The organism is Streptomyces sp. BR123, assembly GCF_013401435.1.
In the GTDB taxonomy this organism is placed as follows: domain Bacteria; phylum Actinomycetota; class Actinomycetes; order Streptomycetales; family Streptomycetaceae; genus Streptomyces.
Genome location: NZ_JACBGN010000035.1, coordinates 1 through 25,780 on the forward strand (window position 1 = coordinate 1; position 25,780 = coordinate 25,780).

The following is a 25,780-nucleotide window of genomic DNA, read 5'->3' on the forward strand; positions in this document are numbered from 1 at the left end:
TCGGGGTAGCACCGAGTTCCAAAACGTGAGTGTCGTCGGCAGCGTAAGATCTGTATAAGAGACAGGGGTATCGGTGCGCGCTGCGCACCGCACCGCGTGGGTAGCGCTCCGCGCTACCCTTCTCCCGCGTCTGTCTTTGTGTCAGCTCCCGTATGCGCGTAGCGCATTGGGAGCGGTAGGCAGGCGCTTCGCGCCTGCCTAAGGGAGCTCGAGGGAGTGGCGGCGGTACATCGAGTGCGGGGGGTGTTCCCGGTGGGAACACCCCCCGCGGGCTCTGTTTCTGAGTTTCTCGGAAAGCGCTGAAGGCCTGCGCCGGCGTTTGGGGCTGCTGGATAACGGCTGATGGGGCCGAAACGCACTGAGCTCTTGTCGTTCCTGGCGGGAACAACAAGAGCTCAGTGAGGTTGCGCACGCTGAAACTTATCAGCGCATCATGTCGAGGTGTTCGGCTACAAGAGCGAAAAGTTGGAGGCCCGCTGATCCTCCGATCCCGATGCCGATTCCTACAGAGATTTTCTTCCCGAGTTTTGCGGGCCCCTCTGGGAATTTCTGTAGCTTCGAGTGCCACTTTCCGACTCGAAGTTCAAAGAAGGGATCCTCGTCAGTTGCCGTGTTTTTCATTGTTCCGCTACCGCTCCTGTCGGAGGAGTTGGTTTTTGTGAATCGCGGTTACATCTGCTTTGGATTTTTTCAGCAACAGCAGGCTATACTTCGGCATAGTGATTCCGTTCCTGGTTTCGGAGTCTAAGAGAGGGAGCGCGCTGCTACCCCTGGATGCTTGCCGGCTCTGGGGTGGAGCGCGCTCCCTCTCCTATGTCTGCTGGTGAGAAGCTTACAATGCTGGTTCTTGTCCTCGTGGTGCCTTCAGGGCGGAATGATCAATTCCGGGAGCTTTGAGGAGCCCTGAAGAGGCTAGATAAATACCAGCTTTAGGCCAGGTAAACGCTGTGAGCTGCGAAAATGATGCGAACTCCGGGCGCGCGTAATAAATTGTAACGTTCTGGTAACGGAGTGGGCTGTGGCGGATTTCCCCAGAGACCGGAGTTTATGAGTACTCACGGGAGCTTCTGAGGGGTGCGGCGGATTGGAAGGTGAGAATTCTCGATTCTGAGAATCTGTCCTTCGGTGTCGCCAGCCCACTCACGTGAGTAGGCTCCAGACCCACCTACCGATTCCGGTAGGTGGGGTCTGGAGCACCCTGTAACGTTGCAGGTTGCTCAGTTTGCAAACTGTAGGCTGCTTTTGTGGACAAGTTGGGGAAGCATCAAGGGAACGCCAAGGTGAGCTTCGAGCTCCGGGAGCGCCTGGACGCAGTGTTGAAGGAGCAGAAGGCGTACCGCAGCGAGCTGGCGGACGACGAGCGATGGAGCGTGCGGGGCCTGAGCCGACAGGAGGCTTCGGAGGTGCGGGCGGCGTGGCGCCGGGAGCAGGAGCGACTGCGGAAGGCCGGCAAGCTGCTCGACACGATCGACGTGCTCGCCATACACGGCATCGAGTTGGAGCTGAGGGATCGAGGCTGGTGGAACAGACGCTGGCCTGCGGTGCCCGACGAGGCGATGTACCCCGGGCGTTGGCTGGGATCGAGAGACGGCGGATTCCCCAAGCAGGTGGGGCTTCGGCTGCCCCAGCTGCTGGCGCGGAAGGTGTATGCGGCCTGCTGGCACACCTCCTACAAGTCGATCGTCGCGCTGCGGGAGTGGCGTGAACAGCACCCCGACATCGTCCCGGGCCGACGTCGGCGTGAGCCGGGAGATCGAGAGATCGCGCTGGAAGAGTATGAGCGACTGGCCGCCCAGGTTACGACGGTGGGTGACGTCTACCGAGGTGGGCTCGTGCGTGGAATCAGGGCCGCCGAGGCTCTGCGGCCTAGGGTTGCAAACTAAAAAGAGCCTGTTCAGCGCCATGCCAGGGCGGACCTTCCCCGGGAGCCGGGCGGCCCGGTCCGTGGCTATGTGGCGGGCCGGGACTTCCGCGAGCGGGAGACGGAGATCGCGCTGTACGACGTCGCGGAGTCGAAGCCGACCCGGGCGAGCGGCGGGCAGCTGGCGTCTGCCGAAGCACGCCATACGGCGACCGTGCGGGTGTGCACGGACTGCGGGGCGAACTGCCAGCTGCCGCTCCAGGAGCGCCAGGGAAGGTACCTGTGCCCGATGTGCTGGCGGATCGCCACGGTGGTCGACTGCCAGATCGAGCTGCGCGAGCGAAGGGCCGAGAACGCGGCCTGGACCCGGAACCTGCTCGAGTCCGGGGCGCTGGCGATCGTCTGGGTGGACCTTTTGGAAGCCGAGCCGACGCCCTCGGCCCGCAAGCGACCGCCGCTGGCCGCCCGCGTTCACGCGCGGACGAATGGGGCCGCCGGATCCTGGACGTGCTGATCCGGCTGGCCGACCCTCGAACCCAGGGAGCCCCCGACGAAGCGGTGACGCCGGAGGCCGGCACGGCAAAGCTGACCCGGGCGTTCGCCGGAGGGAGGGTCGTGTGGGGCCGCTGCGCACGGTCCGGGAGCGTCTGGACGACCTGGGACACCCGGTGGACCTGGGCACCCTGGCCCCGGGCCTGTCGACCGGGTGGAGCCGGGCGCGGCGCTGGCCGGACGACGTGGTCTCCCGGTACGCCCAGTGGCGCGGCGAACTCAACCCGGTACCGGCGAACTGCGAACGCCGTGGCCGCCGGGCACTGCGGACCGACTCTGGCTGTGCCTGACCCGCATGGCGAACGGCACCGACGAGGGCCGTCCCGGAGTGAGCTCCAGTGTCCGCCGTGAGGCCGGACAGCAGCCGCTGTACGGCTCTGTGGGCTCCGCTGAGGTGACCAGCGGGCGCCGGTGACCGTCTGGTGGAGCTCCTGGCGGCGGGGGGTACTGCAGCCGCTGTCCGTTGTGGGCCCGGTGCCCAGCCGCGAGATGCCCGGCGCCTGCGTGACGTACGTGGTCGGAGACGGTGACGTTCTGGTCGGCCAGGCCGACGGTGCCTAGGACCCTGTCGAAGGTAACGGGGCTCCGCAGCCCGGCCCTCGGCCGGTCCCGAGGCGACCTGACCACCAAAATCCACCTGGCCTGCGACGTCCTGGGCCGCCCGCTGGCCTTCGTCCTGACCGGCGGGAACACCAACGACTGCACGCAGTTCAGCGTCGTGATGGGTGCGATTCGCGTGCCAAGAACCGGGCTCGGCCGGCTCCGGACTAGGCCGCCCACGTCATCGGCGACAAGGGTTATACAGCTCCAAGGCGATCCGGTCCTGGCTGCGACGCCGCGGCATCAGGCACACGATCTCCGAACGGGCCGACCAGGTCTGCAACCGAGCCCGGCGGGGCCGTCTTGGCGGCCCCGCCGGCTTTCGACCGTGAGACGTACAAGCGCTGCAACGTCGTGGAACGGTGCTTCAAGCGCCTACCGTTCGCCGCCAGTCTCTCGGAGGCAACGGAGGCTGCCGATCTCGTTCGTCCGAGTCTGCTGCGAGACCCGGACGAATACTACGTCCGGCAAGCGCTGAAGTGGGTGGCTTCGTCGTTGAAGTGACCAGGGACATCCGCCGACATGTACTGCGGCTCCTCTGTCCACATGGGATTACCCATGTCGGTGTACGTCTCGACTCGAACGTTATACGTTGTGTTCACCCACGAACTTGTCATGTAGGCGAAATTGTAATCGTGGAGGCTGATGTTCTCGGCGCAGTGCGAGTGATTCCACTGAAGTCGACGCCCGCCCCAGTACGGATGCTCATAGAAGCAGTACCAGCGGTTGTCGGCCCGCCCGGCGGGGCAGCCTTTCCAGTCGACGGCGGCGTCCTGAGCTTCAACGGCGGCGCCCTGAGCTTCATTGGAGCCTGCGGTGGCCTTGCTGTACGCGGGTGCCGTGTCCTGGCCGGGCAGAGGAAGCACGAGGACGACTGCGCCGTTCTGCCATGAGACCTCGTTGGCGCTGATCTGCTTGCCGCCCTTGGTCTCGGCGAGCACCTGATTGATCTCAGCCTGCAGTCCCTTTCGCTCCTTCAGGGACAGGCTGGCGATGGCAGGGCGGCTGTCTGCGATGGGAGCTACCGAGGGCCCGGGGAGAGGCTGGGCTGCTGCCGGCCCAGCCGAGACGGTGCTCAGAAGGGCGATGAAACCGAGGGTTATTAACTTGGTGCGGTGACGCAAGTTGGTTTTCACAGATTCTCCGCTCGCTGATCCAGTGTGACCGAACGGGATCAGTGAACGAAAATCTGCTAAACGTTTAATTGATGCGCAGGTCATGCCGTGTGACACCTGTGGCGGCTGCAAATATGAGCCATGGCCTGTTTTTGGTGCCGCTAGGAGTTGTCAGCATGAACGCCTTCATCGAGGGCCGAAGGAACCTCGACCGCCTCGGCGATGTAGCGGTAGGCGGTAGTCCCCGACGCCGGCCGCGAGCTGGGCATACGGATGGCCGTTGCGGAGCGAGCATCGTCCTTCCTGCAGACGCCCAGGGTTGGTAACCGTCGGGAGAGGCCCGTCGTGATGGTGGTGAGGGTTCTGGCAGTAGCCGCTTGCATCAAGATCACACAACGGATCGCGGGGGCTGCTGCGCTTCCGAAATGGCCACATATAGGCCTCCCGGTTTCATCCAAGAATGCCATGCCTCATAAGCGCGCAGAAGGGTCCAATTCGGACGACCGAGCCGACGCGGCGGGTTGATTGGCTCCGGCTCGTCCACGGTCAGCAGGGCGGCGTGGGCGCCGGTCCGGGGATGCTGCGCTGCTTCATCGCCAATCGATGAAGCCACGGCCATCCCGCCCACGGCTCCCGGGGTCGGCAAACGCGTTGACCGCCGCACAGGGCTGGTGCGGCGGTCAATCTGCGGTGCCTCCACGGCGATCGGAGGTGTCCCATAGTGTCGTTCTGGGAGGGCTTACTTGGCCGGTTGGGCATCGGAGGTGTCGCGTACGGCCGGGGTCTCGATGGCGGTGGTCCGGGCGATGTCCTTCGAGTGCTCCATGGTGGTCCTTCTTGAGGAAGCTGCAGTCGGCTGTGGCGGGGCGCGGTGGTAGTCAGACGGTGGCGGCGAGGAAGAGCGCGGCCATCCCGAGGGCCAGGGCGTGTGCCGTCTGGTCCACGTGGGCCGCGCCCCCGTGCTGGGCCCAACCCTCCTGGCGGGCGAGGCGCATCCAGTGGGCCACGGGCCAGCGCCTGTCGATGAGCCCATGGGTTGTCCCGATCCAGAGCAGGGCGACGGCGGCCGGCCAGGCGGAGAGCGTCACTTCGTCCAGGACCAGGGCGCCGACGCCGAGCGCAGCGCCACACAGCACCACATGGGTGGCGGCGTGGGTGAGGTTCGCGGTCCAGCCTGTGCGTCCGCAGGCGGCCTTGTGCTGGGCCTGGTGGTCGGTCTGGAAGGGGTAGTCGGCGAGCCAGTGGCCGAGGAGGAGGAGCACGAAGGTTGCTGCGAACATGGTGGTCTCCCTGGTCTGCGATCGGGTGAGGGCGGGGCGGCCGTGCGCCTGGCAGTGGACGGCCGCCCCCGTGCGGGTGGGGATGCAGGGCTCAGAGGGTGCTGGGGTCCTGGCTGTCGTCGATGGCCTCGATGTGCTCGGCGCCGAAGCCGGGGATACCGAGAACCTGTTCCGTCTGGGGTCGGCCGGTGAGGCCGGTGATGATGAACGAGTTCTCCACGCGGTTGAACTCCTGGATGACGCCCTCGCAGCCGATGTAGTCGGGGCTGAGGCGGTCCGGGACCGAGGTGACGCGCACGCGCTGGCCAGCGGTGAAGCCGCCCGGGAGCAGAACGAGGTCGGCGGCGGCGGGGAAGCCGCCGGCCTGGCGCAGGCCAGCCTCGTAGGCGGCGCGGGCGGAGGAGCGCTTGCTCGGGTCGTCGTAGAGGATGCCGGCGATCTCGGCCCAGGACAGGCCGTCGCGGTCCTTGAGCTGGACGACCATGGCCCGGGTGCGGCGTTCGAGGTCCCGCTGGATGGAGGCGGTGGACTGCGTGATCTGCCGCAGCTGCGCGGTGGGCAGGTCCTCGACGGCTGGGGTCCCCAGCGCGCTCAGCGCGTTCTCCAGGCGCCCGGACTCGATGGCCTGGGCGAGGTAGCCGCGGGCGTCGTCGGTCTGCGGGTTCCAGCTGATGGTGGCCGTGGCGCCGGTGGTCTTGGTGATGTCGATACTCATGGGCATGTTCCCTCTCGGATCGGCTGTGCGTTCTTCGCGCGCTTAGACAGCCGCCCTCGCCGCCCGCGTCTTGGACGGGCGGCGAGGGCGGCATCTGGTCAGCGCCCCTGCGTGTCCTGCGGCTGCGAGGCGTTGTGGTGCGCCTGCATCAGCGCCGCCTCGACGTCCTGCACCGAGTTGGTCAGGATCTGCTGGTACACGGCCTCCGACGCCTCGGCCATGCGGTCCTGGAAGTTCTGCTCGGACATGCTTTCTCCCCTGGGCTGGGTGGATTTGCGCATGAATGCCCGGACGGTTTGTGGGTGTTTCTCCCTATCCGCCGTGCAGTACAAGCATGGGGTGTGCGGTTTCCGCACACAAGGGGTTTGCGAAGATTCTTTTCACGAACACGCCCCGGAACAGCTGACGTTGCCCGGCACCAGACCAACCCCCTCCCCGCGTCGAAGTGCTCTGGCCTGCACAACCCCCGTCCACAGGGCCGGTATGGAAACGTCCCGTCCCATGACACCTCGCACCGCCCCGTCGGCCCCCGCCCGCAAGAACAAGCCGCTCACCACAGCAGACCTCCCCATCCGGGTCCCCGTGATCCACGGTGAGACAACCGCCTCCTACCTCGCCCGCACCGCCTCGGCGAACGCAGTCGAACTCCCGCGCCTGCTCCGCGCCCTCCACAAAGGCCGGCTCCCCGCCAGCGCCACCCGGGTACAGCCCGGCACCCACGAAGTCGCCCTCACCTCCGAATCTCTGGCCCGCCTGGCCGAACTCACCGGCCGCCAGGAGGACCAGCTGCGCCACGCACTCCCCGGCCTCCACCCCGGGCGCCTGCACCCCGCCTCCGGCGCCGCCGTCAGCGCCCGGCCCTGGCCGCAGACAGCCGGTGAACCCCCGCTGCCCGCCTGCCCGCTGTGCCTGGAGGAAGGAGCCTGGCTGGCCGGGGCCGGACACCGGTGGCGGCCCTGTGCCTGCGGGCGCCGCTGGGAATGCGGCGACGACGGCGGCTATCTCATCGACACCACCCCGCTCCCCGAGCTCGGCCGCGCGCTGGCAGACCACCGGAGCCTGAACCACCGCGTCGGCTCGGCTGGTGACGCCCTGGTTGCCGACGCCCACCAGGTGACCCTGTGGTGGTGGGTCTTCCGCCAGGTCGCCCACGAGACCTGGCGAGAACGCGAAGACGCCCTCGGCTTCGGCCGGCACCGGCGTCGCGCCGCCCCGGCGGTCGTCTACCCGGAGGCCGTCCGCCTGGCCACGCTCATGGACCAGTGGGAGACCCACCGGGCCCACACGCCCGGCATCGAGCCCCGGCAGTGGCTCGCCGACGTTGCCGAGGAGTTCGGCGTTCCCGGCATCGCCGACGGCCGTGAAGCCCAACCGCTGTCCACCTGGCTCGAGCTGCACCCGCCGCTCGGCGAACTCGCGGCAGACAAGCCTGCGAAGGCCGCTGAGGCGCGCTGGGAGCTGCTCCCCGCTCTCCATCACCGGCCGGAGGACCGGGGGCCCTTCCAGACCCGCTCGTGCCTTCGCTGGGTGTACGGCCTGCCGCTCACCTCCACCACCGAGCTGTGCCCGCACTGCGGCGGCCGAGAGCCGAGCTGCCGATGGGTACCCGCCGACGACTGCCCCCAGAACCCCTCCCCCGCGTCCGGCAAGGCGGGTGCCGAACGTTCCCGGTGACGTAACGGACGGCCCGGTACAGGCACGCGGAACGCGCACGCGTTCCGCGTGCCTCGTCGCGACACGCTGAGAACACGACCACTGCCCTCGCGCATGTACGCGTACTTGGGTCCAGCCCAGGAGGAACAGTGGGAACACCCGGAACATAGCCCCTGACCTGCGCAAATACACGTGGAAAGTGTTCCCCGGGGGGTGGGAACGCATCAGAAACTCACCGAAAAACAGGCGACACGCCCGACCGCGGTGTCACAAAAGACAGCGCCACGCCCGACCGCGTTACAGGGATCTATAGGGATGAATAGGGCGTTGAGGCTGCTGGTGAGCCAGGAACATGGACGGAGAAAATGAACGGGCAGTGGGAACACTTGACACGTCGGATAGGATCGCCTTCAAGATGCGGAGCAGCTGCCCAGCGATTCCCCGGTGAAGACGCCCCGGGACGTGTTCCCGCACCCCTCCACGTTTCTGAGCCGGCTGTGGGAACAGGCGGGCACACTTGACACATCCGATAGGATCGCCACCAGCGACGCGGAGCGTAGCCAAGCGATCTCGAAAACCACCAGGAGTGGGAACACTTCACCCCTCCCGCAGAAACGAGCCCCCGACCGGTCTACGGTCTGGGGCTCGCTCGTTTTCTGCTGAGAGGCGGGAACATCCTGCGTGTCGTGCGCAGGGTGGATGTCAGCGGGATGCGCAGGGTTATGACAGTGGGATCGCAGAGGGACTTCCAGTACGACCGGGCCGACCTCGGTCACCACGGTCTTGGAGCGCGTGCCGTTGCGGGTGTACCCCGAGCCGGCCTTCTCGTGCTTCTCGTGCCCGAGGCGGTCGGTGATCTCGCCTTCCAGGGCCGACTCGAGGATCCTCTTCGTGAGCTGCTGCAGCAGACCACCCTGCCCGTGCCCGGTCAGCTTGATCCCGTCAGCCTTGGCCCGGTCCACCATCTGGCTGATCAGCTGGGCGTCCAGGCCGTCCGGCGCCAACGCGGACGGCTGTACTTCCGCCACGGCCTCCGCCGACACGGTCACGTCTGTCGTCAGGTGTTTCGAAGATCCACCGTTGACCGTACAGACCCCGCGTGATCTCACCTCGTGTCGTCCGGCATCGAAGCCGCGGCTGCTGCAACGCTGGGTGCATATCTGCCCCCGGCGGCGAGCGTGTGCCAGCTATCGCCTGGATGCCGCGATGAAGGCGGCGATGGCGCCGGCAATAGTGAAGACGACGGTCACTCCTGCGACCGAGACAGTCAGTGGCATCGCGAGCGAGGGGTGCGCGATCGTCACGTAGAGAAGCCCGGCGCCGATGATGAGTACGAGGAGGGCGAAGACCAGGACTAGAAGGGGCAGAAGAGCTGCCGCGCCGCCACCCGCAGCCGGAGGCGTCGGCTGCTGGAGGGCGGAGGCGGGGTCCTCCGGCGAGATAGAGGTCGGCTGAGACATGGCTGGGTGGTCCTTCGGGTTCGGGCATACGTAGTTGCACGCACGCGGTGACATGGCGCAGGAGCAGACGCCGCCTCGTACCGAGTGGCGGGAGCTCGATGGGCACACCGTGCGGGAGGCGGCACTTAGGTCCGCAAGTACTGCGGGGGTGGCTTCCACGTTGCCACCGGAGAATTTGAACTCAAGTGTTCTGACCAGCGGGTTTGCCGCTGGAGAACGATTCAATTGGGCTGCTGGTGGAGTGCCCTGGTCAGGCCCGAGATGCCGCGGCTCCTTGGCGGAGCCAGGGCACCCCGGGCCGTCAACAGCCTGCAGGAACGGGTCAGCGGGTGGCGAGGTCCCGGGGGAGACCGCGGAAGAAGGACTGCCGCTCTTGGTCCCAGGGCATGCGGACCGCGAAGTGCTCGGCGAGCACGGTCTCGCTGTGCACGGGCTTGGGCACGTGGTGGTTGCTGAAGCCGAGCATCTGGGCGAAGGCCCGCCAGACGCGGGCTTCAGGGGCCAAGCCGACGGCGGCATGGTGGGAGGCGAGGAGATGGGCAGCGAGCGCGTCGCCCGCGCCGGCCGCGAACCGCCACCAGTAGAGGGCACCGCTGTGCTGGCCGAGGGTGTACAGCAGGCACGCGTACGTACGGGCACCAGCCTCGTCGTAATCTTGGCCGAAGCTACTCAGGCGCTCGACGTCCTTGGACGCGAGGACCACTTCGCAAAGCCTGCGGACGTAGTCGACCACCGCAGCCGGGCTGACGCCGGGGTCGGGCGAGGCGATCGGCGTCAGCCGCCGCCGCAGTGGCCTGCGAGGGCGGGGTCGGACCGAGCTCTGCGTCCTAGTCCGTGCCTCCGGCCCCTGCGCGGGAGCCGTCGCCTGCGCCCTCGGTGGAAGAGCGGCTGCCGGCTCGCCCGCGGTGTCGTAGGCCAGGTTCGCGAACTGCACGCGGGGCGGGCGCTGCGCCTCCTCGTTGATGTGGTCGGCCAGGCGGCGCAGGAAGCCGGTGGTGTCGTGGTCGTCATATTCGTCGTGGAGAGCCTGGGCCTGGGCCTTGAGCATCTCTTCCAACATCAGGAATCCCCTTTCCCCGCGTCAGGGATGTTCATGAGGTCCTTCAGCTTCGCCAAGCCGAGGGACACGTTCGTCTTTGCCGCGCCCGGCGTGATGTCCAGGCACAGTGCGACGTCTTCGTAGGAGAGGTCGGCGAGATGGCGCAGGCGCACGCTGTGGGCCTGCATCGGCGCGGTCTTCTCCAGTGTCTCCAGGGCTTCGTCGAGCTTCGCGAACGCGCCGAGGTCGGCGAAGTCGGAGGCGACCGGGGCGTGCTGGCGGGCAGCCTCGTCGCGCCCGGCCATGCGGGCCCGGCGGCGGTAGAAGTCGATGAGGTGGTTGTGCAGGATCAGGTATGCCATCGCCCTCGGGTTCTGGTGGGCCATGATCCGCTCCCACTTCCGGAAAATCTTGTAGGCCGCCTCCATGACGGCGTCCTCCGCGTCCTGGCGGTTGCGCAGCCGCGAGCCGGCCAGGCGCAGGAAGCCGTTCCTGTGCTGGGCGAAGAAGCCTTCGAAGGCGGCGGGAAAGTTAGCCGGGTCGGGCTTGGTCAGCTCGTACTCCCACGACGAATCGTTCACCGCTCCCCCTCCTGATCATTCGGCGGCTCTGTGGCCGGAGTGTGGAATCCCAGGTGTGGCTGGGAGGTTGTGTGCCGCATGCCGGTGTGCGGTGCGGCGGTGTGTTCTGCCTTGGCCTGCGAGGCGGTGCGGGCTATCGGGCGCGTCCCAGCGTCCTGGCCCGCGGCGGTCATCCGGTAGGCGCCGGGCTTCGGCGTGTACCGGGACATCTCGTGCCCCACTGACCCTCCTTACGTGTTCCGTGAGACTCCGGGCTGAGCAGCCCGGAGGAGAACGCTGTGTGCTCTCGCATGTACTCACCGACATGAACGGGCGCTCGGGTTAACCGGCGGACACCCGTTCTTGGCGGAACCTTCGCGTCCGGTTTTTCCACGCGCATCGACCAGCGTTAACCGGCGTTCACGTGACTGGGATCACAGAATGCGCCCGTTTGAGTGCCAGGGCGCATACCCGGCGCACACAGGGCGCACTTACCTGCCCAGCCAGACCCCTCACCGCGCCTGAAGTCGTCACTGTGCTTCTCCGCCCCGGGGCTGCAGGGCATCAGGACCGGGTCCCACCCGCCCGGCTTCGTTCACGTGAAGTAGCAGCGGTTGTCCCTTGACAGCGAAGCTAGTCGGTCGGATGCCGCTGACCAGCGACGACTCACTTCGTTGTCAAGGCGGTAGGGACCCCGAGCCGGAGGCCGCGCCTAGTGGGTGACCGTCCACGGGACGTTCGGCAGGTTCGCCGCGAACCACCCGTCGGCCAATTCCAGCACTCGGTCAGTGTGCGCGGCATCGAAATACTCGAAGCCCATCAGCGGACGGATACCCTGCCTGGCCAAGCGGTCCAGGACATGCCGCTCTACATCGCGGGCTGCTCCAGCGGGGAGGTCGATAATGAGCCTGCGGACTTGCCCCAGACCGTGCTCGATGCGGTGGGTATCAAGTCGTCCTCGCCCGTCACCCGAGGAGATGCCGGGCTTCACCATGGACCCATCGGTCACCACGTAGTACACGGTTGGTTCGGGGCGAACGCCTGCTCCGCTGCATCGGGCGCACAACAACTCGCGCTTCAACCCGGTGTTGATGCTCACCGAGGTCAGGTGACCGGCAACGCAGCACAGGCGCACCGTCTGGAGGATTCGGTCCGCCATGACGTCCAGGATCATTACGTTCTGCTCGCGGGCGCGGCGCCGGAATTCAACGAGTTTGGGTGTCTGCGAGATGCGACGGCAGGTAGCGCAGGGGTTGTCTGCGCTGCCAGGACCTGCTGTGAACCCGTAGGTACCCTCCGGTATGCGCTCAGTGGGAGTCGGATCAAACGACATCGTGAAGTCGCGCCAGGTGCGTTCGTGTCCGTGGTTGCGGCCGAAGCCTGGCGAGGGCTTAGGGATACGTGGATCTATGGCAGTGATGGTGAACTCATGCCCGTGCAAACAGCGGACTTTCTTTGCTGGCAACCCGCTGCGCGATGCGGCGTCGGCCACGACGCGGAGATCGGTCGCGATCGCGTAGGCAGCGAACGACTCATGGGCGGCTTCTTCCCATCGCTTCCGCGCGCAGGGCTCGCACTCCTCCAGCGCCATGGGGAAGGCAGCCCGATCTGTCGTTCCTGGCACTGCCATGTGCTTCATCCCTGCATCCAGGAGGAACACGCTCCCCTCGGGCGCTTGGACGATCGTGCTGCCTAGCGTTGGGTGCAATGCGGTCACGGGGGTTACCTGAGTCGTATGTCCCGCGTCGCAGGACAGCGTGACGTGGTCCAAGATGCCCTTCGGTTTGGTCCGTGCCGTCCAGCCCAGTTCGTAGACCCGCGCGGTGAAGAGCGCCACGACGGCCGCCTCAGCACGGGCAAGCAGCCGGGCAGAGCGCAGCGCATCCTCCGGCGAAGGTGAGGCGGCCCGTGTTTCGTCACTCATTTCGTCCCCCCATCCCAACGGGCGCGTCGGGTAAGCGAGCGCCTCAACGAGGTCGAGGGTTGCATGGCGCGCTGACAGTGGTCGCCGGTGCTCACTCCGGATCGGCGACGTAACTTCCCCGCTGGGGTGACGATCCTGCGAAAGGAGACATCAAGGACTGGGTTCGTTGTCAAACGCCTCGATTGGATGACGAAGGACAGCGGTTTGGGCAGCAGTTAGCGATCTTGGGCCCTGCGGATGTTCACCCAGAAATGACGTCACCCGACGTTGATGAGGATCGGGATCTGCGTAAATTGTTGATCTTGACGGTGCTGGCGTCAGGTGGGGCATCCTGGTGCGATGAATGATGTCGAGGCGATGTGGCAGTCGTGGTTGTCCGGACTGACATCGTCGAAGCGAGCCGTGGCGGAGTCACTTCGGACGCAGTTCGAAGCCCTTGGTGCGGCTGACGCACCGGATTGGGTGCGGTCTGAGATCGATGAGAACCAGCCGCAGTTGGCGCGGTTCGTGCTGCTCCGCTCCTTGTGGCGGGGAGCGATCGATGGCTGGGCCAACCCGGGAGCTCTGGAACAGGTGGCGGCAGCTCGGCGCCTGTTGGACGCGGGAGCAGACCGGGACGACTTGGTGCTGCTGGCTCGGGCGATCGCCTATGAATCGGTGTTTGCCGCGGTGGACGAGCTCGACTGCGGCGGGGACGTGAACGTGTCGGGGGTCGATGTCGGCTGGGCGGTCATAGAGTCTGGCGAGGACGGACGTCCCACTGGCCGTCCCCTCTCAGGTCTCCACGAAGACCTGTTGGCGATGGACCCGAGTGGGCGCGACGGTGCGGATATGTGGCGTTAGGCCCACCGGGCAAGGCTGGGTGAGGACGCGCGCGGATCTCATCAGCGTGGTGATGGCCCTTCGCCCGGGGGGCGAAGGGCCGTCGAGTAGGTGCCCGCAGCGGTCAGCCGGCCTTCGCTGGGAGCAGCCGCTCTAGAGCGGCGGCCGCGCCAATCACATGCCCCCCACGCCCCGCCAGTGGGGCCGACCCGGCTCAAGCTGCACCCGCCCCTCGATCACTCGGCCTGGTCGGACATCGTGAACCTGTCGCGGTGCGCGGTGGTGGCACGGACCAGTCAGCAGCCCGTCGGTTCTCGTGCGGACGCCGTCAGGCGGTGTGAATGGAGCAGTCACTAGCTCGTTGCAGAGGGATGTTCCCGTTGGTCCTCGGTTGCAGGGGGAGGGTCCAGGCCACACGGATGCCGTCCAGCAGTGTGCGTGCGCTGTACGGAGAGATCCCCAGTTCCTGCCGGGCGTCAGCCAGACGCTGAAGGTCGCCTTCGCGGCCGAACGCCGCAGCCATGCTCGTGCGTCGGTCCAGCCCGCTGCTGCCGAAGATGTCGAGCAGGGTCAGCGAGAAGTAGGCGTAGGCGGAGGCTTCCTCGATGAGCTGGCGCGTGGTGTCGACCAGGTCGGGGTTGGTCGCGGTGTCCGGGTGGTCGGCGGTCCCGTAGAAGGCGAACCGCTCCAGGCTGGGCCGCAGGTCGATTACGGCACACGGGCACGGAAGCTGCAGGTCTCGCACCAGCGCACCGAACGAACTGAGGATGGTGCTCGTACTGCGTGAGAACTGGTGCTTGCTCAGCAGAGTCCGGAAGCCGGCCAGCGTCTCGGACAGCTCTTCCAGGATGAGGTGCAGTGAAATTTCGGTTAGTTCGTTGGACTGGGACTTCTCCTGCATCTCCAGGATCTGCAGGCCATAGCGCAGAAGATCCCGCAGGCCGCCCCCCGACAGGGCGTGGGCCAGCGCCGCGTACGGGCCCGTCAGAGTCTCCGAGCGGCTGGAGAGAATCTCCCGGGACTCTTCGAGAGTGCTGGGCTGGACATGAAGGATGTCGTCGAGGGAACTGTCGGTTACGTCCCGGTGCGGCAGCCCCCGGCGGACGAAAGCGGCCCCGACGTCCTCAGCCACCGAGATCAGGTAGTAGACGTCTGGCACGCCCAGGATGGCCTTGATCTCGCTGAGGAACGCCAGTGCCTGGGTATCAGAACCCAGCCGGTCAACCTCGTCGATGGCGATCACCACGACCTCCCCCACCCGGGCCTTCTCCGTGGCGATGAGCCCTAATAGACACCGGAAGTCATCGACGAGCTCAGGAAAGCTCACCGGCACCGTGGAGAGAGAAGAAGTGTGGGCGTTGCCCAGACTCAGGACCTGGGCGACGCCAGTGCTCAGCGCGTTCGATGACGACTGGACGGTCTGCAGCCGGTAGAGGTAGTCCTGGCAGCGCACAACCAGAGGGGACTCGGCGGGGCGGGGCTTCCACAACGCGACCTTGAACAGCAGAGCCGCAACCACGAAACCAGCGAGCCGCAGAGGGTTCTCGGAGTCGGCGAGCAGAGCCCGGATCTGGTCGTTGCGCAGGAGAAGAACTACGAGTAAGCCGCCGAACAGATACGTGGCAGGGCGGAAGACAGCCCTGGCCGAGATGTCCCAGAAGCCGAGCGAGAACTCAGCCTCTGACTCCTGAGCCATGCGACAGCCCTCCCACACCAGGAGCAGAACCCCCAGAATGAGCACGGTTCGGATATCGACCCGCTGGAGCAGGAAGAGGATCTGTTCGTCGGTGACCAGGTCACGGACGAGCACGGCGAACAGCAGGAAGCCCATCACGCCGGCGAACACCAGTGGGACCTGGAGCAGCACGCGGACGACCCCAGCCCTGCGCCGTGCTCGCCACCACAAGAGTCCCACCACAGCAACCAGCACACTGCCGACAACTGAATGTCCCTGCCACAGCTGCACCCCACCGCGGCTCACACGGCTGGACACAACGCCCACAAGATGAGCCCCCGCAGCAAAATTCTCGGTGTACACCGAACGCACCGACGCCGCCGAACCCAGCACCACTAGCGCCGCGGTCGGCACCGCGAACAGACCCCACCGCCCGACACGCTTTGCACCGGCCCTGACCCGCCGCCCAAGGCGGTCAAGCGGCGACAGCCGCGTGAACTCGGGCACCGGCTTGCCACTGTCCCGGATGTAGGTCTGGCACAGGCGCACCGACAGCGACACCAGGAAGTCATGCGGGGTGTACGAGGCCGGCGCCTGAGCCATCACCCCGAAATCCGCCCCCCTGACGGCTGTCTCCAAGAGGGTGGTCTTCCCCGAGCCCCGAGGACCGCAGACGGCGATGGTCCCGCCCTCGATCTGCTGTATCTTGCGCTTCAGCTGCAGCAGCGCAGCATTCTCCACCACGTAGCGGGCAGCCCGCGGCGTACGCAGGCCCTCCTCATGACCACCACGGATGAGCAGGGAATCAGGATCGTCTCCCAGCATCTCCCGGATCAGTGCACCAGCCGAAGGCCCCGTCCCCTCCCTCTGCAGAGTCTCGGCCCACTCCACGGCGCACGCCCCAGCATTGACGCGGTGCACCACCCAGCGGAACTTCGAAGCCCCCGCCCGCATGCACCGCAGCAGGTTCAACAACACCGTGCTACCCCGAGAGTGCAGCCAGATGAGAACCCCCGCCGTCAGCAGGAGCACCACCGGCGGAATCAGGGGACCACCGAACAAGATCAGGGCAAGAAGGCCGCCCACCAGCATCAGACAGACCGGCCGCCAGTCCCAGTCCGCTTCGTCCACCGCACGCTCATGAGCAGCCGCAGCCTCGTCTAATCGGACACAAGCCCTCACGAACCGGCCGCGCGTACCGAGCGCATCAGCACACTGACGGATCACCTGCCCGCGATACGGCTCGTCGCACATGCGCGCCAACACGGCAGAGCGATTGACTCCCTCACGCTTCCCAAGCAGCCGCGCAGAGTCCGGATCACCCAGAGCCGAACCAGCACACCGGAAGTAGATAGCTTCCGAGTCCGGCGCAGAGAAGAAGTGCTCAGCCTTCGTAAACCAGATCTCCAGCTGCATCTCCAACGTCCGCATCGCTCGGCCCTCCCCCGAAGTCACAGGAAGCGGATGCTAATGGCCCAGCCAGCCAGCCCATGCCGACCGGCCAGAAACCACCGATCCACAACCGATACCTGACGAAAAACACACCATCCGGACTGTTCCCCAGCTGACGAGGTTGCTACGGACATCGCGGCACACCTGGAGGTAGCCGCGAGACCCTACTCGGGAGCCCTCGGCGTTGGCCCGGCGAACCAGCCGCTGGCATGGGGCTCCGGGCTGGATCCCGTAGGTTCCATGGCCTTCCGGAGGTGGGCGACAGTGGACTCGGCCGCAGAGCGCAGCTGGTCGTCGTCGGACCGGCACGCGGTGGCGTCGAGCAGGACGACGGCTGCCTGGAGCACACCGACCTGCACGGGCACAGAGGAAAGCGCGGCGAGGGCAGCTACCGCCTGCTCCGCCGGCGCGGCCGGGGACGGGGGAATGAGCTTGGCGACGCCTCGGCCGAGGCCTCGATCGCGAGAAGGTGCTGTCACGCAGGAAGTGTGCGGCGCAGACCCGCGGCCGCCCAAATCCCGTTCGCCCGGCAGAGGCGCTCAACCAGCCACCAGGCGTGGGTGAGAGCTCATCCCAGGTCCTCATCACCTGCTGAAGCACTGGAGTCCGCTGCGCCGACACCAGAGGACGACTGAACCTTAAGTCGCCGGTCCCTCCCAGCTGCGCATGACGAAACGCTCCTGGGAGGTCCGGTCGAACTGGGAGTTCCAGTTGTGGGTAGCCCGGGTGCTGACGAGTTCGAGGACCTCATCCGCCCGGGACGCCTGGAGCGCCGACTCGATGACGAAGTTCAGAGCCCACGAGTAGTCCTGGCCAGTCACCGCCTCCTCCTGCGCAGTGGGGTAGTACCGACGGGAACCGTCTCCATAGGCGTCCACGCGGGGAGTCAGCCAGGTGAAGCGGATGTAGCTGGGGAAGTCGATACCCAAACTGACGACCTGGATCGCACGTTGGGTGGCCACGGCCACCTCCACTGCCTTGCCCATCTCCTGTTCCGCCATCGTCCCCCTCTCCAGCTCATGCAGCCGACGACTGTTGATACGCGGACCGAACGCGAACGGCGAATCAACATGCCGCAGCTCCCGCGGCCGGGCGTACCGCTCAAGCAGGGCCTCCAAGGCCAGCCGGAGGCCAGCCATCGCGTGCACCCAGTCCCCCTCATCGGCGTGAGTCTGAGCGTCCCGCAGAAGCTGTGCCGTCTCCTCCTGGGTGACCAGGCCGGTCATGCTGATCGCGTCGAACTCGATCCCGAAGACCATCGGCGTCGCGGCGGTGAAGAAGTTCAGCACGCTCGCCCGGGACTGCTCCACGGTCTGTGCCGACGGAAACACCCCATGGTGCTTCAACGCGACCCGAACACTGTTCAGCGTGTTCATCGCCCCCTTGCCAGGGAGGACAGTCGGCTTGAGCTGCCCCCAGTACTCGATGAACTGAACCTTCGGACTTACCTCCACACCGAGGAACTGCGCGGCCAAGCCGAGGAAGTTCTCGACCGCGTCGTGAAACGACAGGACCGCGGTCGAGGACAACGGCGCCGGCCGAAGCGAATACACCACACCCTCGTCGTAGAGGAATCGCGAGTACGCGAGTCGCTGGATATCAAGCGGAGTGAGCTTGGACGTCATCAGTACCCCCTGCCTTGCTGACATCCTCGTCGACCTTCACCCGCAGTGCCACCAGCCCAGGGCTTTTGCAAACTCACAAGATCACGCAACTTGCAACAGCCCTGGCCACGAGCCCGCCAAGCCAAGTCGCCGCTCCAGACCAGGCTGTCCCCTCAGGCCAGCCCGAATTCTCGGCGTGTCTGCTCACCCGGTCCCCGGCACCTGCTACACACCCGAAGAACCCTGAACAGGAGCATGCTCGGCCGGCTGGTCAAGCTGCTGCTGGCGCCGCCGCTGCTCGTTGCGCAGCGACTCCACCCGTTGCGTGAACTTCGCCAGCGCCTGGTCCTGCTCGTCCTCACCGAACACGCCGTACTCCCCCACACCCAGCGCGATAGCGTTGGCTTCCTCCTCGATGGCATCCGCCGTCTGCTGCAGGAAGTAACTGCGCTCCCGGTACTTGTAGTACCCGGTGAACGTGCTCGCGAGCGTGACGCAGAACCCGAGCGCGATGACCATGATGGTCTGCCAGGTCCACTCCTTGGCGTCCAGCGCCGCGACCGTGGTGATCGTCGTCGACCCGACCATGATCAGAGACTGCAGACCATTGTGGACCCGCCGGTACTTGCGGCTCTCCGCCTGATAGTTCTCAATGACCTCTGCGAGCTCCTCGCGGTACATCCCCCGCTGCTCCCGCAGAGACACCGGCGTCAGCGCGTTCACCCGCCGCAGAGCCGTCCTGTTCATATCCAGACGATCCTCCAGCTCCGCCGCCGGGAGCTTGAACCGGTCCAGAACCGGATCGACGTACAGCTCGAAGTAGTTCAGCCGGTTCGTCTTCCATAGATGGTGAATCGCTATGACCAGCAGGTACAGAAGCGAGACCCCCAGCACCACGCCCAAGACAGCGCGCCCTGAGACCAGCCACTGATGTCGATCGGCATACACCGCAGACCACGTCACGAAGCCCGGCACGGTTAGGACCACCATGATCAACGCTGTACGGATCCGGCGCGTACGCCTCTTCTTCCACGCAAGATCGCGCTCGTCTTCCCAGACGCTGACCTGCAGCTCCCTGACCCGAGCATCGGATAAAGCGCTGTACTGCGAAGTCGTTACCAACTCTGCCCCTGCTCCCCGCGTCCCATCGGATGATCCCGGGAGTATCACGCGTCAACCGACCACCTCGGGCAGGATTCACCGAGGCTGTGACACGCTCCATACAAGTTCCGCCACCACGGCCCGAAGCGGCGACCCGCTCCGACGCCACGCAGTCTCCTCTGCCTCCACCGGACATCGGACCATCAGCAGAACAGTCCCTACGGTCCCTGCTCGCGCCCGCCCGAGCCACAGCCGAACACAAAGGCGCACCCCTTCACGGGGTGGACCTCTGCGAATCCGGACCGCGATTCGGTCAGCCAGCGTCTTCTGCCGAGCCGTCCGCGCCGGACTCCGTCACCTGGGTCCGGTCCCGCTCGGCCTCGAGCTTGGCCACCACCTTCGCCAGACGCAGCGCCACGCCCAGGGTTGCTGGAACGCCGCCGCGCGGCCGACGTCGCTACCAGACGCTGGTTACAGGGCCGCAGCCGCTCAGCGGTGAGACAGGCCAGCGAGCACACCTCTAACACCAGAGCGAAGACTCGACCATCTGCCCGAATTTAGGGGCGCGGCTGTCAGACTCCCCTGCCACCATCCCGCCATGCTCATCAGCCCTGCCCTCGCCCGGAACACCCTGACCGACCTCATCAAGGACAGCCCCCTCCCCTTTGTCACCGACGTCCTGCTCAAGAGGAAGTGGCTTCACCACCACGGCCACGTCCTGATCGGGGACAAGGCGCTGCGCGCCTTCAAGGACAAAGCGCAGTGGCGCTACGACGACCGCGACATCCGCCGGGCCGGCCACGAACTTGCCGCCATCCAAGCCGACCCCCAAGACCTGGTGGAGGTCGCCGTCCTCCAGCGCACACGACGGCTGGACTACTCCCAGCCACCCGACCCCATCCCCTGGCGCGAGGGCATCGCCAACCGCATCCACCACGCCGCCTACATCCGCGCCAACCGGCAAGAAGGCGCAGCCGGACCCGACACCGTCGGAGACAACGGACTCCCCGGCGGCATCCCGATCGACGAGGTCATCACACGCCAGCACCTCGGTAGGAGGGCTCCAGCCGCTGCGGGCACTGACCCAGCGCGGCAGCTCCTGGTACATGCCTCGGGCCTGCGCGGACCTCCTCGACCGCTGGGAGGAACTCGAGCTCAGCCTGAGCGACCAGGCCAGGATCTGCTCGTCGTGCAAGAGCCGGGGCCCGCGCTACGGAGGATGGCGGCAGCCGACCACCACCGGATACGTCACCCTTTGCCCAGACTGCTCAGGCGCCGCCTACCAGCCCTACAAAGGCCACCTCCGCGGCGTCGCCTACAACGACTTGCGCCGGACGATGCGCGCCGACGACTACCTGTGCCGCCTCTGCCAAGCCAGTCGCGCCTTCACCTGGGACCACTGCCACGACCACGGACACGTTCGCGGCCCGGTCTGCGCCAGCTGCAACACCTTCGAGGGCAAAGGCGTCCGCTTCCTCCAGGGCGAGGGCAGCATCCTCCACCTCCTGGAGTGCCGCGGCTGCCGGGAACAGCAGACCCTTCCCCAGCGGTACCGCCTCGACATCGCCGGCGAGCACCTGCACAACACCGAACGGCATGGCCGCTGCCGCTCCCAGCCCCATGTCTGGGACCACGACCTCCACCACGGCACCCACAACTTCACCCTGGCCTGCCCGAGCCACGGCACCCGCTGGACGAGCAAGCTCACCACCGCCCAGATCCACGAGCTGACCCGCGCCGTCGTCGCAGCCGCACTCGCGAACGACAAGAGGCCCACCCCGTAACCGGGGTGGGCCTCGGCGAACCCGCGCCGGCCTCGCTCAGCCGCCGCCGTCCTCCCGACGGTTCTCCGGACGGACGGCGGCGACCTCTGCCTGATGGCAGGCCGCCTCGATCTCCGCGACCTGGTGCGCGAGCTCCAGCGCCTGCTCCAGGCCGTGGCGGTAGGCCGCGGCGCGGCCGATGTCGCTCACGTACCGCCAGCCCTCGCCGTCGACCCAGGCCCGCAGCCCGGAGAACGCGCCGTCCGTCACCGCCCACCGCTCCCCGGCGCCGTCCGGCTGCCGCCGGACCACGACCTCCCCGTACCCGCCGACACCGGGGTTGGGGATCAGGACGCGGAACTCGTGGGCGAGCGCCAGCAGATTCGCCGGAGCCGGACCGGCCGACGCCGGGCGACCCCGTACGGGCCGCGCGACGATCGACACCGGCGTCGGCCTACCGCCGTCGGTCAGGTCCCAGCTCTCGCCCGCCTCCACCCACACGAGTTTGCCGGGCCCGTCCTCGTGTCCGTCGAGCATCTCGCCCTGCTCGTCGACGTACGCCTCGGCCGCGAACCGCTGCGCCCCGGCCAGATCCTCGTACAGTTCGCTGCCGCCCCACGTCGGGTTGTCCTCCCAGGCCGGCTCGAACACCACGCGCTCGTCGCTGCTCATGCCTCTTCCTCCCCGATCGTGTCGAGCACCCGGCGGTCGCCGGTGTACCGCTGAAGCAATCGCAGCCGGCCGTCACGGATCCACAGCATCGGCCAGTCCCGCTCCGGCTCACCCGCCGCCCGCGCCCTGGCGTGCGCGATCGCCTCGTCGAACGCGACCACGTACGGGCCCCGGCCCACACCCCACCTCCGCCAGGCCCGGCCCCACGACGTCCGCGCCCCGGCGACGTACCGATCGAGGATCGGCTGCAACAGCTCCCGCCCCCGCTCCAGGTGCTTCACCGCGACGGCGCCGCCCTCCTCCTGGCTCCAGCCGTACAGGCCCGGCGAGAAGATGGCGTCGAACGCCTGGAGCGTCTCGCGGGCGATCGCCCGCCACGCCCCGGGGTCGTCCCACTCCTGGCTGCGGGCCACGGCGATCACCTCTCCCCCGCGTCGAGCTCCGAGCCGGCCACCTGAGGGCCGGGGCCGTGCTGGAGCGCGAGGGCCGAGGCGGTCCGGCAGGCGGTGAGAACCTCGCCGAGGGTGCGCATGGGGTGCTCGCTCCAGACCTCGTAGTCGACGTACGAGGAGCCGGTGCTGATCCGGAGCACCGTCTCCAGCACGCTCCGCCCGACGAACTGGGTGTCCGCGTCGCCCATGCAGTCGTCCCGGGTGCTCGTCAGGGCGTCGCACAGGTGGTGCCCGGAGAACGGGGCGTAGAGCTGCGGGTCCCAGCCCTTGCGCTCCATCAGGCCAGCCGCGGCCGTCAGATGGCGGGCAACGGCCTCACCGGTGACGAGCACGCCACTGAGCCCGTACCAGACATCCCGCTGGAGCAGCTGCTGTGCGGCCTGGTCGGCCAGAGAGGTGCTGGTGGCCAGAGTCGTCATGACACGTTTCCTTCCGTCTGCACGATGGGATCTTCGAGAACCGTTGAACTGTCTGAGGGCTCAGGCGGTGAGCTCCAGGCCGGAGAACAGGCGGTGGTAGCGGTAGGCGCAGCCGTCGGCTTCCACCACCAACTCCGCGTACGCGACGAGCTCGTCGGTGCGGGCGAGCATCCCGTCCGTGGTGAACGTCGCCCGCAGGGTCCCGGTCCGGAACACGGACAGCGCCTCCGTGTCGCCGGCCGCGAACGCCCGGTCGATCGCGCGGGACAGCCGCCAGTTCCCGGCGAGCTCCACGCAGTGGTCACTCACCCACGTCGGTAGCAGCCACAGCAGCAGGGGCAGTTTCATCGTCAGCCTCCGTCGTTGTGGTTGGACCAGCCGTGCCCGGCCGGGCACCGCAGGACGTGGACGCTCAGCAGCTGGTACGGCCCACGGTCGTCCCACGCGTGGGTGCCCTCCACCGCCGTCTGCTCGCAGTACGGACACTCCCAGTCCGCGAGCTCGTACGAGGCCAGCGCCCGCGGCTCCGTCGACCGGGACTCCGCCACGACCACCGCCGCGCTGGCCGCGGGCTCGGCGGGGTGGGTGTAGCGGACCGGGACACCCAGGGCCAGCGCGTACGCGATCTCCGACCGCGTCGAGTCGCCGATGTACCCGCCCGGGTTGACCACCAGCACCTCGTCCGCCATCCGAACCTTCGCCCGGTGCAGCTCGTCCAGCCGCACCTTGAGCTCCTCGGCGTCGCGCTCGTCCGCCCATAGCGGGTGCGGCGTCTTCATGTCGCACCCCGGGGCCAGCACGATCCGACCCGCAGCGGTCTCGCGAAGGTTCGCCTCGGCGAGCTCCGCCCAGAACCGGGTCGAGCCGCACAGGCACACCACTCGAGGACCACCGGACCCGGCGCCGGCGGCCAGCGACTCAACGGCCGCCGGACCCGGCCTCAGGAACGAGATCAGCTTCTTCAACATCAAGGCCCCCTTCGGGCTCAGACCTTCTGCAGCTCGTGCGTGTGGCACAGGACGGGAGCGATGAAGAGCGATATCCCACCCACCGTCCACCTGCCGTTCGTGAGCTCGCCCGGCGGCACCTCGTCGACGATCCGGCCGACCTTCCCGACCGCCCGCGGGTCATCCGCGCAGGCGGTGATCAGCACCTCGTCGTTCGCCTGGAACGCCATGCCATGCCTCCTCCCCGAGGCCGGGACCGCCCCGGCCTCACGCATCGCCCACCAGCACTTACGCGGTAGACGGAGTCAGGTAGATCCCGGCGGCACGCCCCAGCAGTAGCGAGGCCACCAAGCCCAGGACTCCACCGACGATCAGGAGCAGCGAGCGGACGACCGTGGCCGTCGCCCCGCCGCGGAAGAGCTTCGCCAGGCCGCCGGCCACGACGCCGTACACGATGGAGCCGACCGTCACCGGGTCGTGCCCGGCCTTCGCCGTCCAGGCGGCCCAAGCACCTACCAGGGCGGCAATCACGGTGATGAACATCAGGGTCGAGCGCTCGATGGTGGCCATGGCAATCCCCCCAAGGGATCGGTACGGAAAGTCAGATCAGAAGGTCACTCGTCAGCTGCGCCGCGAGGCGGGACGCCGACGGCCCTTCAACTTCTTCTTGGACAGCACCCGGGCCACCGCGTACTGGAAGGAGCCGTACGCCAAGACCGCACCCGACAGGAACGTGATCACCGGCACCACCGGCTGGCCGACCACCCACAGAGCCACCAGGCCCGTCAGCAGCGCCACGACCAGCGAGGCACGGTCCACGAGCTTGCGCACCGGAGCCGGAACACGAGCGGCCATCAGCCCTCCACCCCGTCCCGCACCACGTCGTCGGAGTCGGCAGACAGCTTCGTGCGCGGTGCCGGGCCCAGACCCAGATCCGGCGCACCGTACTCCCAGGTCGGAGCGGAGGAACTCTCTTCCCGCGAGGTGCTGGAGTCCTGGTGGTCGGTCGGCTTCTTAGGACGTGTGGTCATTTAGTGCCCCTCGTAGCTATGAGTGCTAACTGGGTGATGCGATCCTGGTAGTGATCTAACTGGGAGTATGTAGCGAGTGACTACGCGTCTAAATGTAGCGTAGACGTTGTGTCGTGTGAAGGGGTCGGTGTAGCGTCATGTCTCGTGAGGATGAGAACTCCGAGAACGAGGAGAGGACCGTGGAGCAGTTGATCGCGGAGGCGGAAGCCCTGCGGAAGAGGCCCAGTGCGCCGGCGGAGGATCTCCCGACCCCGGAGGAGCGCAAACGAGTCCGGAAGGCGTACGGCCTGACACAGGACGGCCTCGCCAAGCTCTTGAAGGTGCACCGGATTACGGTCAGCGCCTGGGAGCGGGGGCAGTACGACCCGACGGGGAAGTCGCGGGACGACTACCTGGTGCTGTTCGCCCACATGAAGAAGGAGATCGGGGAAGAAGGCGCTGAGGCGTGACCGACGACGGGAGGACTGCCTTATACCGGCTCTTCGACGAGGAGGGTCGGCTGCTGTACGTCGGTGTGACCAGCAATCCGTCGAAGCGCTGGAGCTTCCACAAAAGGAAGAAGGCTTGGTGGCCGTTGGTCCGGATCCGTGAGATCGAGTGGTACCTCAGCAGGACTGAGGCGTTGACCATGGAAGCCCAAGAGATCGCCACCAAGCGGCCGCTGCACAACGCGGACCGCGGCTGGCAGTACCTTCTGCGACCTGAGGTCGTGGTGAGTAGCAGCGGGTTTGTCCCACCTACGCGCGGAACGACAAAGCTGCCGGTGCCCTCCCGCAGGGACCTTCAGGAGTTGGAACAGGCAGTTCAGACTGTGCAGGAGCAGAGGAGCAGTGGGAGCTCTGCTGCGCCGCACGTCGAACTTCCCGCAAGGGACGAGCGAATCGAGACCCGCCGGGCCTTCGGGCTGGCACAGGAGAAGATCTCATCTGTCTTTGGCGTAACTACGCTCAGGTTCTCGTGGTGGGAGCTCGGCCATAAGGAACCTTCAGGATGGGATCGGTTGGCGTACGTCAGGGCCCTGGAGGCTATGGCCCGGGTGGTGGAACGGCGTATGGCCAGCGATAGCTAGAAGCGGCAAGAAGG

The 25,780-nt window shown here is 67.0% G+C and carries 29 protein-coding genes and 3 pseudogenes; 9 read left to right on the forward strand and 23 right to left on the reverse strand.

Features of this window, described 5'->3' with window-relative positions; all coding sequences use genetic code 11:
- Positions 1 to 1,280 precede the first annotated feature (1,280 nt).
- From HYE82_RS08550 to HYE82_RS37845, 4 genes and pseudogenes are all read left to right on the forward strand, one after another.
- A complete protein-coding gene (locus HYE82_RS08550; RefSeq protein WP_179173335.1) occupies positions 1,281 to 1,883 on the forward strand; it encodes a hypothetical protein in 603 nt (200 codons plus the stop codon).
- 69 nt (positions 1,884 to 1,952) lie between these two features.
- Positions 1,953 to 2,375 carry a hypothetical protein gene (locus HYE82_RS08555; protein WP_179173336.1) on the forward strand — a complete coding sequence of 141 codons (423 nt, stop codon included), beginning with the start codon at positions 1,953 to 1,955 and terminating at the stop codon, positions 2,373 to 2,375.
- A gap of 103 nt (positions 2,376 to 2,478) precedes the next feature.
- On the forward strand, positions 2,479 to 2,703 hold the full coding sequence (locus HYE82_RS08560) for a hypothetical protein (protein WP_179173337.1): 225 nt from the start codon (positions 2,479 to 2,481) through the stop codon (positions 2,701 to 2,703).
- A gap of 299 nt (positions 2,704 to 3,002) precedes the next feature.
- Positions 3,003 to 3,517: pseudogene (locus HYE82_RS37845) on the forward strand (transposase); the annotation flags it as partial.
- On the opposite strand, the gene HYE82_RS08565 reads toward HYE82_RS37845, so the two are convergent.
- The 4 genes from HYE82_RS08565 to HYE82_RS08580 all read right to left on the reverse strand — a co-directional run bounded on the left by HYE82_RS08565 (position 3,472) and on the right by HYE82_RS08580 (position 6,371).
- Positions 3,472 to 4,233, reverse strand: coding sequence for a hypothetical protein (locus HYE82_RS08565; RefSeq protein ID WP_179173338.1), 762 nt, complete (start codon positions 4,231 to 4,233; stop codon positions 3,472 to 3,474). The pseudogene HYE82_RS37845 and the gene HYE82_RS08565 sit on opposite strands and share 46 nt — an antisense overlap.
- Positions 4,234 to 5,006: 773 nt before the next feature.
- On the reverse strand, positions 5,007 to 5,408 hold the full coding sequence (locus HYE82_RS08570; RefSeq protein WP_179173339.1) for a DUF3307 domain-containing protein: 402 nt from the start codon (positions 5,406 to 5,408) through the stop codon (positions 5,007 to 5,009).
- 91 nt (positions 5,409 to 5,499) lie between these two features.
- Positions 5,500 to 6,123 (reverse strand): hypothetical protein, encoded by a 624-nt coding sequence (locus HYE82_RS08575; protein WP_179173340.1) that lies wholly within the window; start codon positions 6,121 to 6,123, stop codon positions 5,500 to 5,502.
- Between the two features lie 98 nt (positions 6,124 to 6,221).
- A complete protein-coding gene (locus HYE82_RS08580) occupies positions 6,222 to 6,371 on the reverse strand; it encodes a hypothetical protein (RefSeq protein WP_179173341.1) in 150 nt (49 codons plus the stop codon).
- 253 nt (positions 6,372 to 6,624) lie between these two features.
- Between HYE82_RS08580 and HYE82_RS08585 the strand changes: the two genes are divergently transcribed.
- A complete protein-coding gene (locus HYE82_RS08585; RefSeq protein ID WP_179173342.1) occupies positions 6,625 to 7,797 on the forward strand; it encodes a TniQ family protein in 1,173 nt (390 codons plus the stop codon).
- Between the two features lie 722 nt (positions 7,798 to 8,519).
- Here the strand turns inward: HYE82_RS08585 and HYE82_RS08590 are convergent.
- The 5 genes and pseudogenes from HYE82_RS08590 to HYE82_RS08610 form a co-directional block, all read right to left on the reverse strand.
- Positions 8,520 to 8,741, reverse strand: a pseudogene (locus HYE82_RS08590) (transposase); the annotation flags it as partial.
- 222 nt (positions 8,742 to 8,963) lie between these two features.
- Positions 8,964 to 9,236, reverse strand: a complete 273-nt coding sequence (locus HYE82_RS08595; protein WP_179173343.1) for a hypothetical protein — start codon at positions 9,234 to 9,236, stop codon at positions 8,964 to 8,966.
- Positions 9,237 to 9,558: 322 nt separating this feature from the next.
- On the reverse strand, positions 9,559 to 10,296 hold the full coding sequence (locus HYE82_RS37850) for a hypothetical protein (protein ID WP_256987016.1): 738 nt from the start codon (positions 10,294 to 10,296) through the stop codon (positions 9,559 to 9,561).
- Entirely contained in the window at positions 10,296 to 10,856 is a 561-nt protein-coding gene (locus HYE82_RS08605; RefSeq protein ID WP_179173344.1) for an RNA polymerase sigma factor, read from the reverse strand. Before HYE82_RS08605 ends, HYE82_RS37850 begins: the two co-directional genes overlap by 1 nt.
- Positions 10,857 to 11,547: 691 nt before the next feature.
- Positions 11,548 to 12,759 carry a hypothetical protein gene (locus HYE82_RS08610; RefSeq protein ID WP_179173345.1) on the reverse strand — a complete coding sequence of 404 codons (1,212 nt, stop codon included), beginning with the start codon at positions 12,757 to 12,759 and terminating at the stop codon, positions 11,548 to 11,550.
- Between the two features lie 339 nt (positions 12,760 to 13,098).
- Here HYE82_RS08610 and HYE82_RS08615 point away from each other — a divergent pair, with 339 nt between their 5' ends.
- On the forward strand, positions 13,099 to 13,602 hold the full coding sequence (locus HYE82_RS08615; protein WP_256987017.1) for a hypothetical protein: 504 nt from the start codon (positions 13,099 to 13,101) through the stop codon (positions 13,600 to 13,602).
- Positions 13,603 to 13,909: 307 nt separating this feature from the next.
- Here HYE82_RS08615 and HYE82_RS08620 read toward each other — a convergent pair whose 3' ends face one another.
- The 5 genes from HYE82_RS08620 to HYE82_RS08640 form a co-directional block, all read right to left on the reverse strand.
- The gene (locus HYE82_RS08620; protein WP_179173346.1) at positions 13,910 to 16,672 is read right to left on the reverse strand and encodes a hypothetical protein; all 2,763 of its coding nucleotides are present in this window, start codon (positions 16,670 to 16,672) and stop codon (positions 13,910 to 13,912) included.
- A gap of 200 nt (positions 16,673 to 16,872) precedes the next feature.
- Positions 16,873 to 17,187, reverse strand: a complete 315-nt coding sequence (locus HYE82_RS08625) for a hypothetical protein (RefSeq protein ID WP_179173347.1) — start codon at positions 17,185 to 17,187, stop codon at positions 16,873 to 16,875.
- A gap of 159 nt (positions 17,188 to 17,346) precedes the next feature.
- The gene (locus tag HYE82_RS08630; protein WP_179173348.1) at positions 17,347 to 18,333 is read right to left on the reverse strand and encodes a hypothetical protein; all 987 of its coding nucleotides are present in this window, start codon (positions 18,331 to 18,333) and stop codon (positions 17,347 to 17,349) included.
- 204 nt (positions 18,334 to 18,537) lie between these two features.
- Positions 18,538 to 19,302 carry a DUF4231 domain-containing protein gene (locus HYE82_RS08635; protein ID WP_179173349.1) on the reverse strand — a complete coding sequence of 255 codons (765 nt, stop codon included), beginning with the start codon at positions 19,300 to 19,302 and terminating at the stop codon, positions 18,538 to 18,540.
- A 631-nt stretch (positions 19,303 to 19,933) separates the two neighbouring features.
- Complete coding sequence (locus tag HYE82_RS08640) at positions 19,934 to 20,521, reverse strand: hypothetical protein (RefSeq protein WP_179173350.1); 588 nt, start codon at positions 20,519 to 20,521, stop codon at positions 19,934 to 19,936.
- Here HYE82_RS08640 and HYE82_RS08645 point away from each other — a divergent pair.
- Entirely contained in the window at positions 20,520 to 21,197 is a 678-nt protein-coding gene (locus HYE82_RS08645; protein ID WP_179173351.1) for an endonuclease domain-containing protein, read from the forward strand. The two genes, HYE82_RS08640 and HYE82_RS08645, sit on opposite strands and share 2 nt — an antisense overlap.
- A 36-nt stretch (positions 21,198 to 21,233) precedes the next feature.
- Here HYE82_RS08645 and HYE82_RS08650 read toward each other — a convergent pair whose 3' ends face one another.
- The 9 genes and pseudogenes from HYE82_RS08650 to HYE82_RS08690 all read right to left on the reverse strand — a co-directional run bounded on the left by HYE82_RS08650 (position 21,234) and on the right by HYE82_RS08690 (position 24,697).
- Positions 21,234 to 21,848, reverse strand: coding sequence for a hypothetical protein (locus HYE82_RS08650; RefSeq protein WP_179173352.1), 615 nt, complete (start codon positions 21,846 to 21,848; stop codon positions 21,234 to 21,236).
- Positions 21,845 to 22,261 carry a hypothetical protein gene (locus HYE82_RS08655; protein ID WP_179173353.1) on the reverse strand — a complete coding sequence of 139 codons (417 nt, stop codon included), beginning with the start codon at positions 22,259 to 22,261 and terminating at the stop codon, positions 21,845 to 21,847. The genes HYE82_RS08650 and HYE82_RS08655 overlap by 4 nt, the downstream gene beginning before the upstream one ends.
- A gap of 5 nt (positions 22,262 to 22,266) precedes the next feature.
- A complete protein-coding gene (locus HYE82_RS08660) occupies positions 22,267 to 22,719 on the reverse strand; it encodes a hypothetical protein (RefSeq protein ID WP_179173354.1) in 453 nt (150 codons plus the stop codon).
- A 60-nt stretch (positions 22,720 to 22,779) separates the two neighbouring features.
- On the reverse strand, positions 22,780 to 23,067 hold the full coding sequence (locus tag HYE82_RS08665) for a hypothetical protein (protein ID WP_179173355.1): 288 nt from the start codon (positions 23,065 to 23,067) through the stop codon (positions 22,780 to 22,782).
- 215 nt (positions 23,068 to 23,282) lie between these two features.
- Positions 23,283 to 23,687, reverse strand: a pseudogene (locus HYE82_RS08670) (hypothetical protein); the annotation flags it as partial.
- Between the two features lie 17 nt (positions 23,688 to 23,704).
- On the reverse strand, positions 23,705 to 23,896 hold the full coding sequence (locus HYE82_RS08675) for a hypothetical protein (protein WP_179173356.1): 192 nt from the start codon (positions 23,894 to 23,896) through the stop codon (positions 23,705 to 23,707).
- A 58-nt stretch (positions 23,897 to 23,954) separates the two neighbouring features.
- A complete protein-coding gene (locus HYE82_RS08680; protein WP_179173357.1) occupies positions 23,955 to 24,236 on the reverse strand; it encodes a hypothetical protein in 282 nt (93 codons plus the stop codon).
- Between the two features lie 51 nt (positions 24,237 to 24,287).
- A complete protein-coding gene (locus HYE82_RS08685; protein WP_179173358.1) occupies positions 24,288 to 24,521 on the reverse strand; it encodes a hypothetical protein in 234 nt (77 codons plus the stop codon).
- Entirely contained in the window at positions 24,521 to 24,697 is a 177-nt protein-coding gene (locus tag HYE82_RS08690) for a hypothetical protein (RefSeq protein WP_179173359.1), read from the reverse strand. Before HYE82_RS08690 ends, HYE82_RS08685 begins: the two co-directional genes overlap by 1 nt.
- A gap of 137 nt (positions 24,698 to 24,834) precedes the next feature.
- Between HYE82_RS08690 and HYE82_RS08695 the strand changes: the two genes are divergently transcribed.
- Both HYE82_RS08695 and HYE82_RS08700 read left to right on the forward strand, forming a co-directional pair.
- Positions 24,835 to 25,146, forward strand: coding sequence for a helix-turn-helix transcriptional regulator (locus HYE82_RS08695; RefSeq protein ID WP_179173360.1), 312 nt, complete (start codon positions 24,835 to 24,837; stop codon positions 25,144 to 25,146).
- On the forward strand, positions 25,143 to 25,766 hold the full coding sequence (locus tag HYE82_RS08700) for a GIY-YIG nuclease family protein (RefSeq protein ID WP_179173361.1): 624 nt from the start codon (positions 25,143 to 25,145) through the stop codon (positions 25,764 to 25,766). The genes HYE82_RS08695 and HYE82_RS08700 overlap by 4 nt, the downstream gene beginning before the upstream one ends.
- The last annotated feature ends 14 nt before the right edge of the window (positions 25,767 to 25,780 follow it).

Excerpts from the sequence above, each read along its gene's own strand:
- HYE82_RS08660 (WP_179173354.1), bottom strand. The coding sequence starts at position 22,719 with ATGACGACTCTGGCCACCAGCACCTCTCTGGCCGACCAGGCCGCACAG.
- HYE82_RS08570 (WP_179173339.1), bottom strand. The coding sequence starts at position 5,408 with ATGTTCGCAGCAACCTTCGTGCTCCTCCTCCTCGGCCACTGGCTCGCC.
- HYE82_RS08615 (WP_256987017.1), top strand. The coding sequence starts at position 13,099 with ATGAATGATGTCGAGGCGATGTGGCAGTCGTGGTTGTCCGGACTGACA.
- HYE82_RS08695 (WP_179173360.1), top strand. The coding sequence starts at position 24,835 with ATGTCTCGTGAGGATGAGAACTCCGAGAACGAGGAGAGGACCGTGGAG.
- HYE82_RS08610 (WP_179173345.1), bottom strand. The coding sequence starts at position 12,759 with ATGAGTGACGAAACACGGGCCGCCTCACCTTCGCCGGAGGATGCGCTG.
- HYE82_RS08565 (WP_179173338.1), bottom strand. The coding sequence starts at position 4,233 with ATGACCTGCGCATCAATTAAACGTTTAGCAGATTTTCGTTCACTGATC.
- HYE82_RS08640 (WP_179173350.1), bottom strand. The coding sequence starts at position 20,521 with ATGTACCAGGAGCTGCCGCGCTGGGTCAGTGCCCGCAGCGGCTGGAGC.
- HYE82_RS08685 (WP_179173358.1), bottom strand. The coding sequence starts at position 24,521 with ATGGCCGCTCGTGTTCCGGCTCCGGTGCGCAAGCTCGTGGACCGTGCC.
- HYE82_RS08680 (WP_179173357.1), bottom strand. The coding sequence starts at position 24,236 with ATGGCCACCATCGAGCGCTCGACCCTGATGTTCATCACCGTGATTGCC.
- HYE82_RS08650 (WP_179173352.1), bottom strand. The coding sequence starts at position 21,848 with ATGAGCAGCGACGAGCGCGTGGTGTTCGAGCCGGCCTGGGAGGACAAC.
- HYE82_RS08690 (WP_179173359.1), bottom strand. The coding sequence starts at position 24,697 with ATGACCACACGTCCTAAGAAGCCGACCGACCACCAGGACTCCAGCACC.
- HYE82_RS08630 (WP_179173348.1), bottom strand. The coding sequence starts at position 18,333 with ATGACGTCCAAGCTCACTCCGCTTGATATCCAGCGACTCGCGTACTCG.
- HYE82_RS08575 (WP_179173340.1), bottom strand. The coding sequence starts at position 6,123 with ATGAGTATCGACATCACCAAGACCACCGGCGCCACGGCCACCATCAGC.
- HYE82_RS37850 (WP_256987016.1), bottom strand. The coding sequence starts at position 10,296 with ATGTTGGAAGAGATGCTCAAGGCCCAGGCCCAGGCTCTCCACGACGAA.
- HYE82_RS08595 (WP_179173343.1), bottom strand. The coding sequence starts at position 9,236 with ATGTCTCAGCCGACCTCTATCTCGCCGGAGGACCCCGCCTCCGCCCTC.
- HYE82_RS08665 (WP_179173355.1), bottom strand. The coding sequence starts at position 23,067 with ATGAAACTGCCCCTGCTGCTGTGGCTGCTACCGACGTGGGTGAGTGAC.
- HYE82_RS08580 (WP_179173341.1), bottom strand. The coding sequence starts at position 6,371 with ATGTCCGAGCAGAACTTCCAGGACCGCATGGCCGAGGCGTCGGAGGCC.
- HYE82_RS08645 (WP_179173351.1), top strand. The coding sequence starts at position 20,520 with ATGCCTCGGGCCTGCGCGGACCTCCTCGACCGCTGGGAGGAACTCGAG.
- HYE82_RS08585 (WP_179173342.1), top strand. The coding sequence starts at position 6,625 with ATGACACCTCGCACCGCCCCGTCGGCCCCCGCCCGCAAGAACAAGCCG.
- HYE82_RS08620 (WP_179173346.1), bottom strand. The coding sequence starts at position 16,672 with ATGCAGCTGGAGATCTGGTTTACGAAGGCTGAGCACTTCTTCTCTGCG.
- HYE82_RS08635 (WP_179173349.1), bottom strand. The coding sequence starts at position 19,302 with ATGGTGGTCCTAACCGTGCCGGGCTTCGTGACGTGGTCTGCGGTGTAT.
- HYE82_RS08675 (WP_179173356.1), bottom strand. The coding sequence starts at position 23,896 with ATGGCGTTCCAGGCGAACGACGAGGTGCTGATCACCGCCTGCGCGGAT.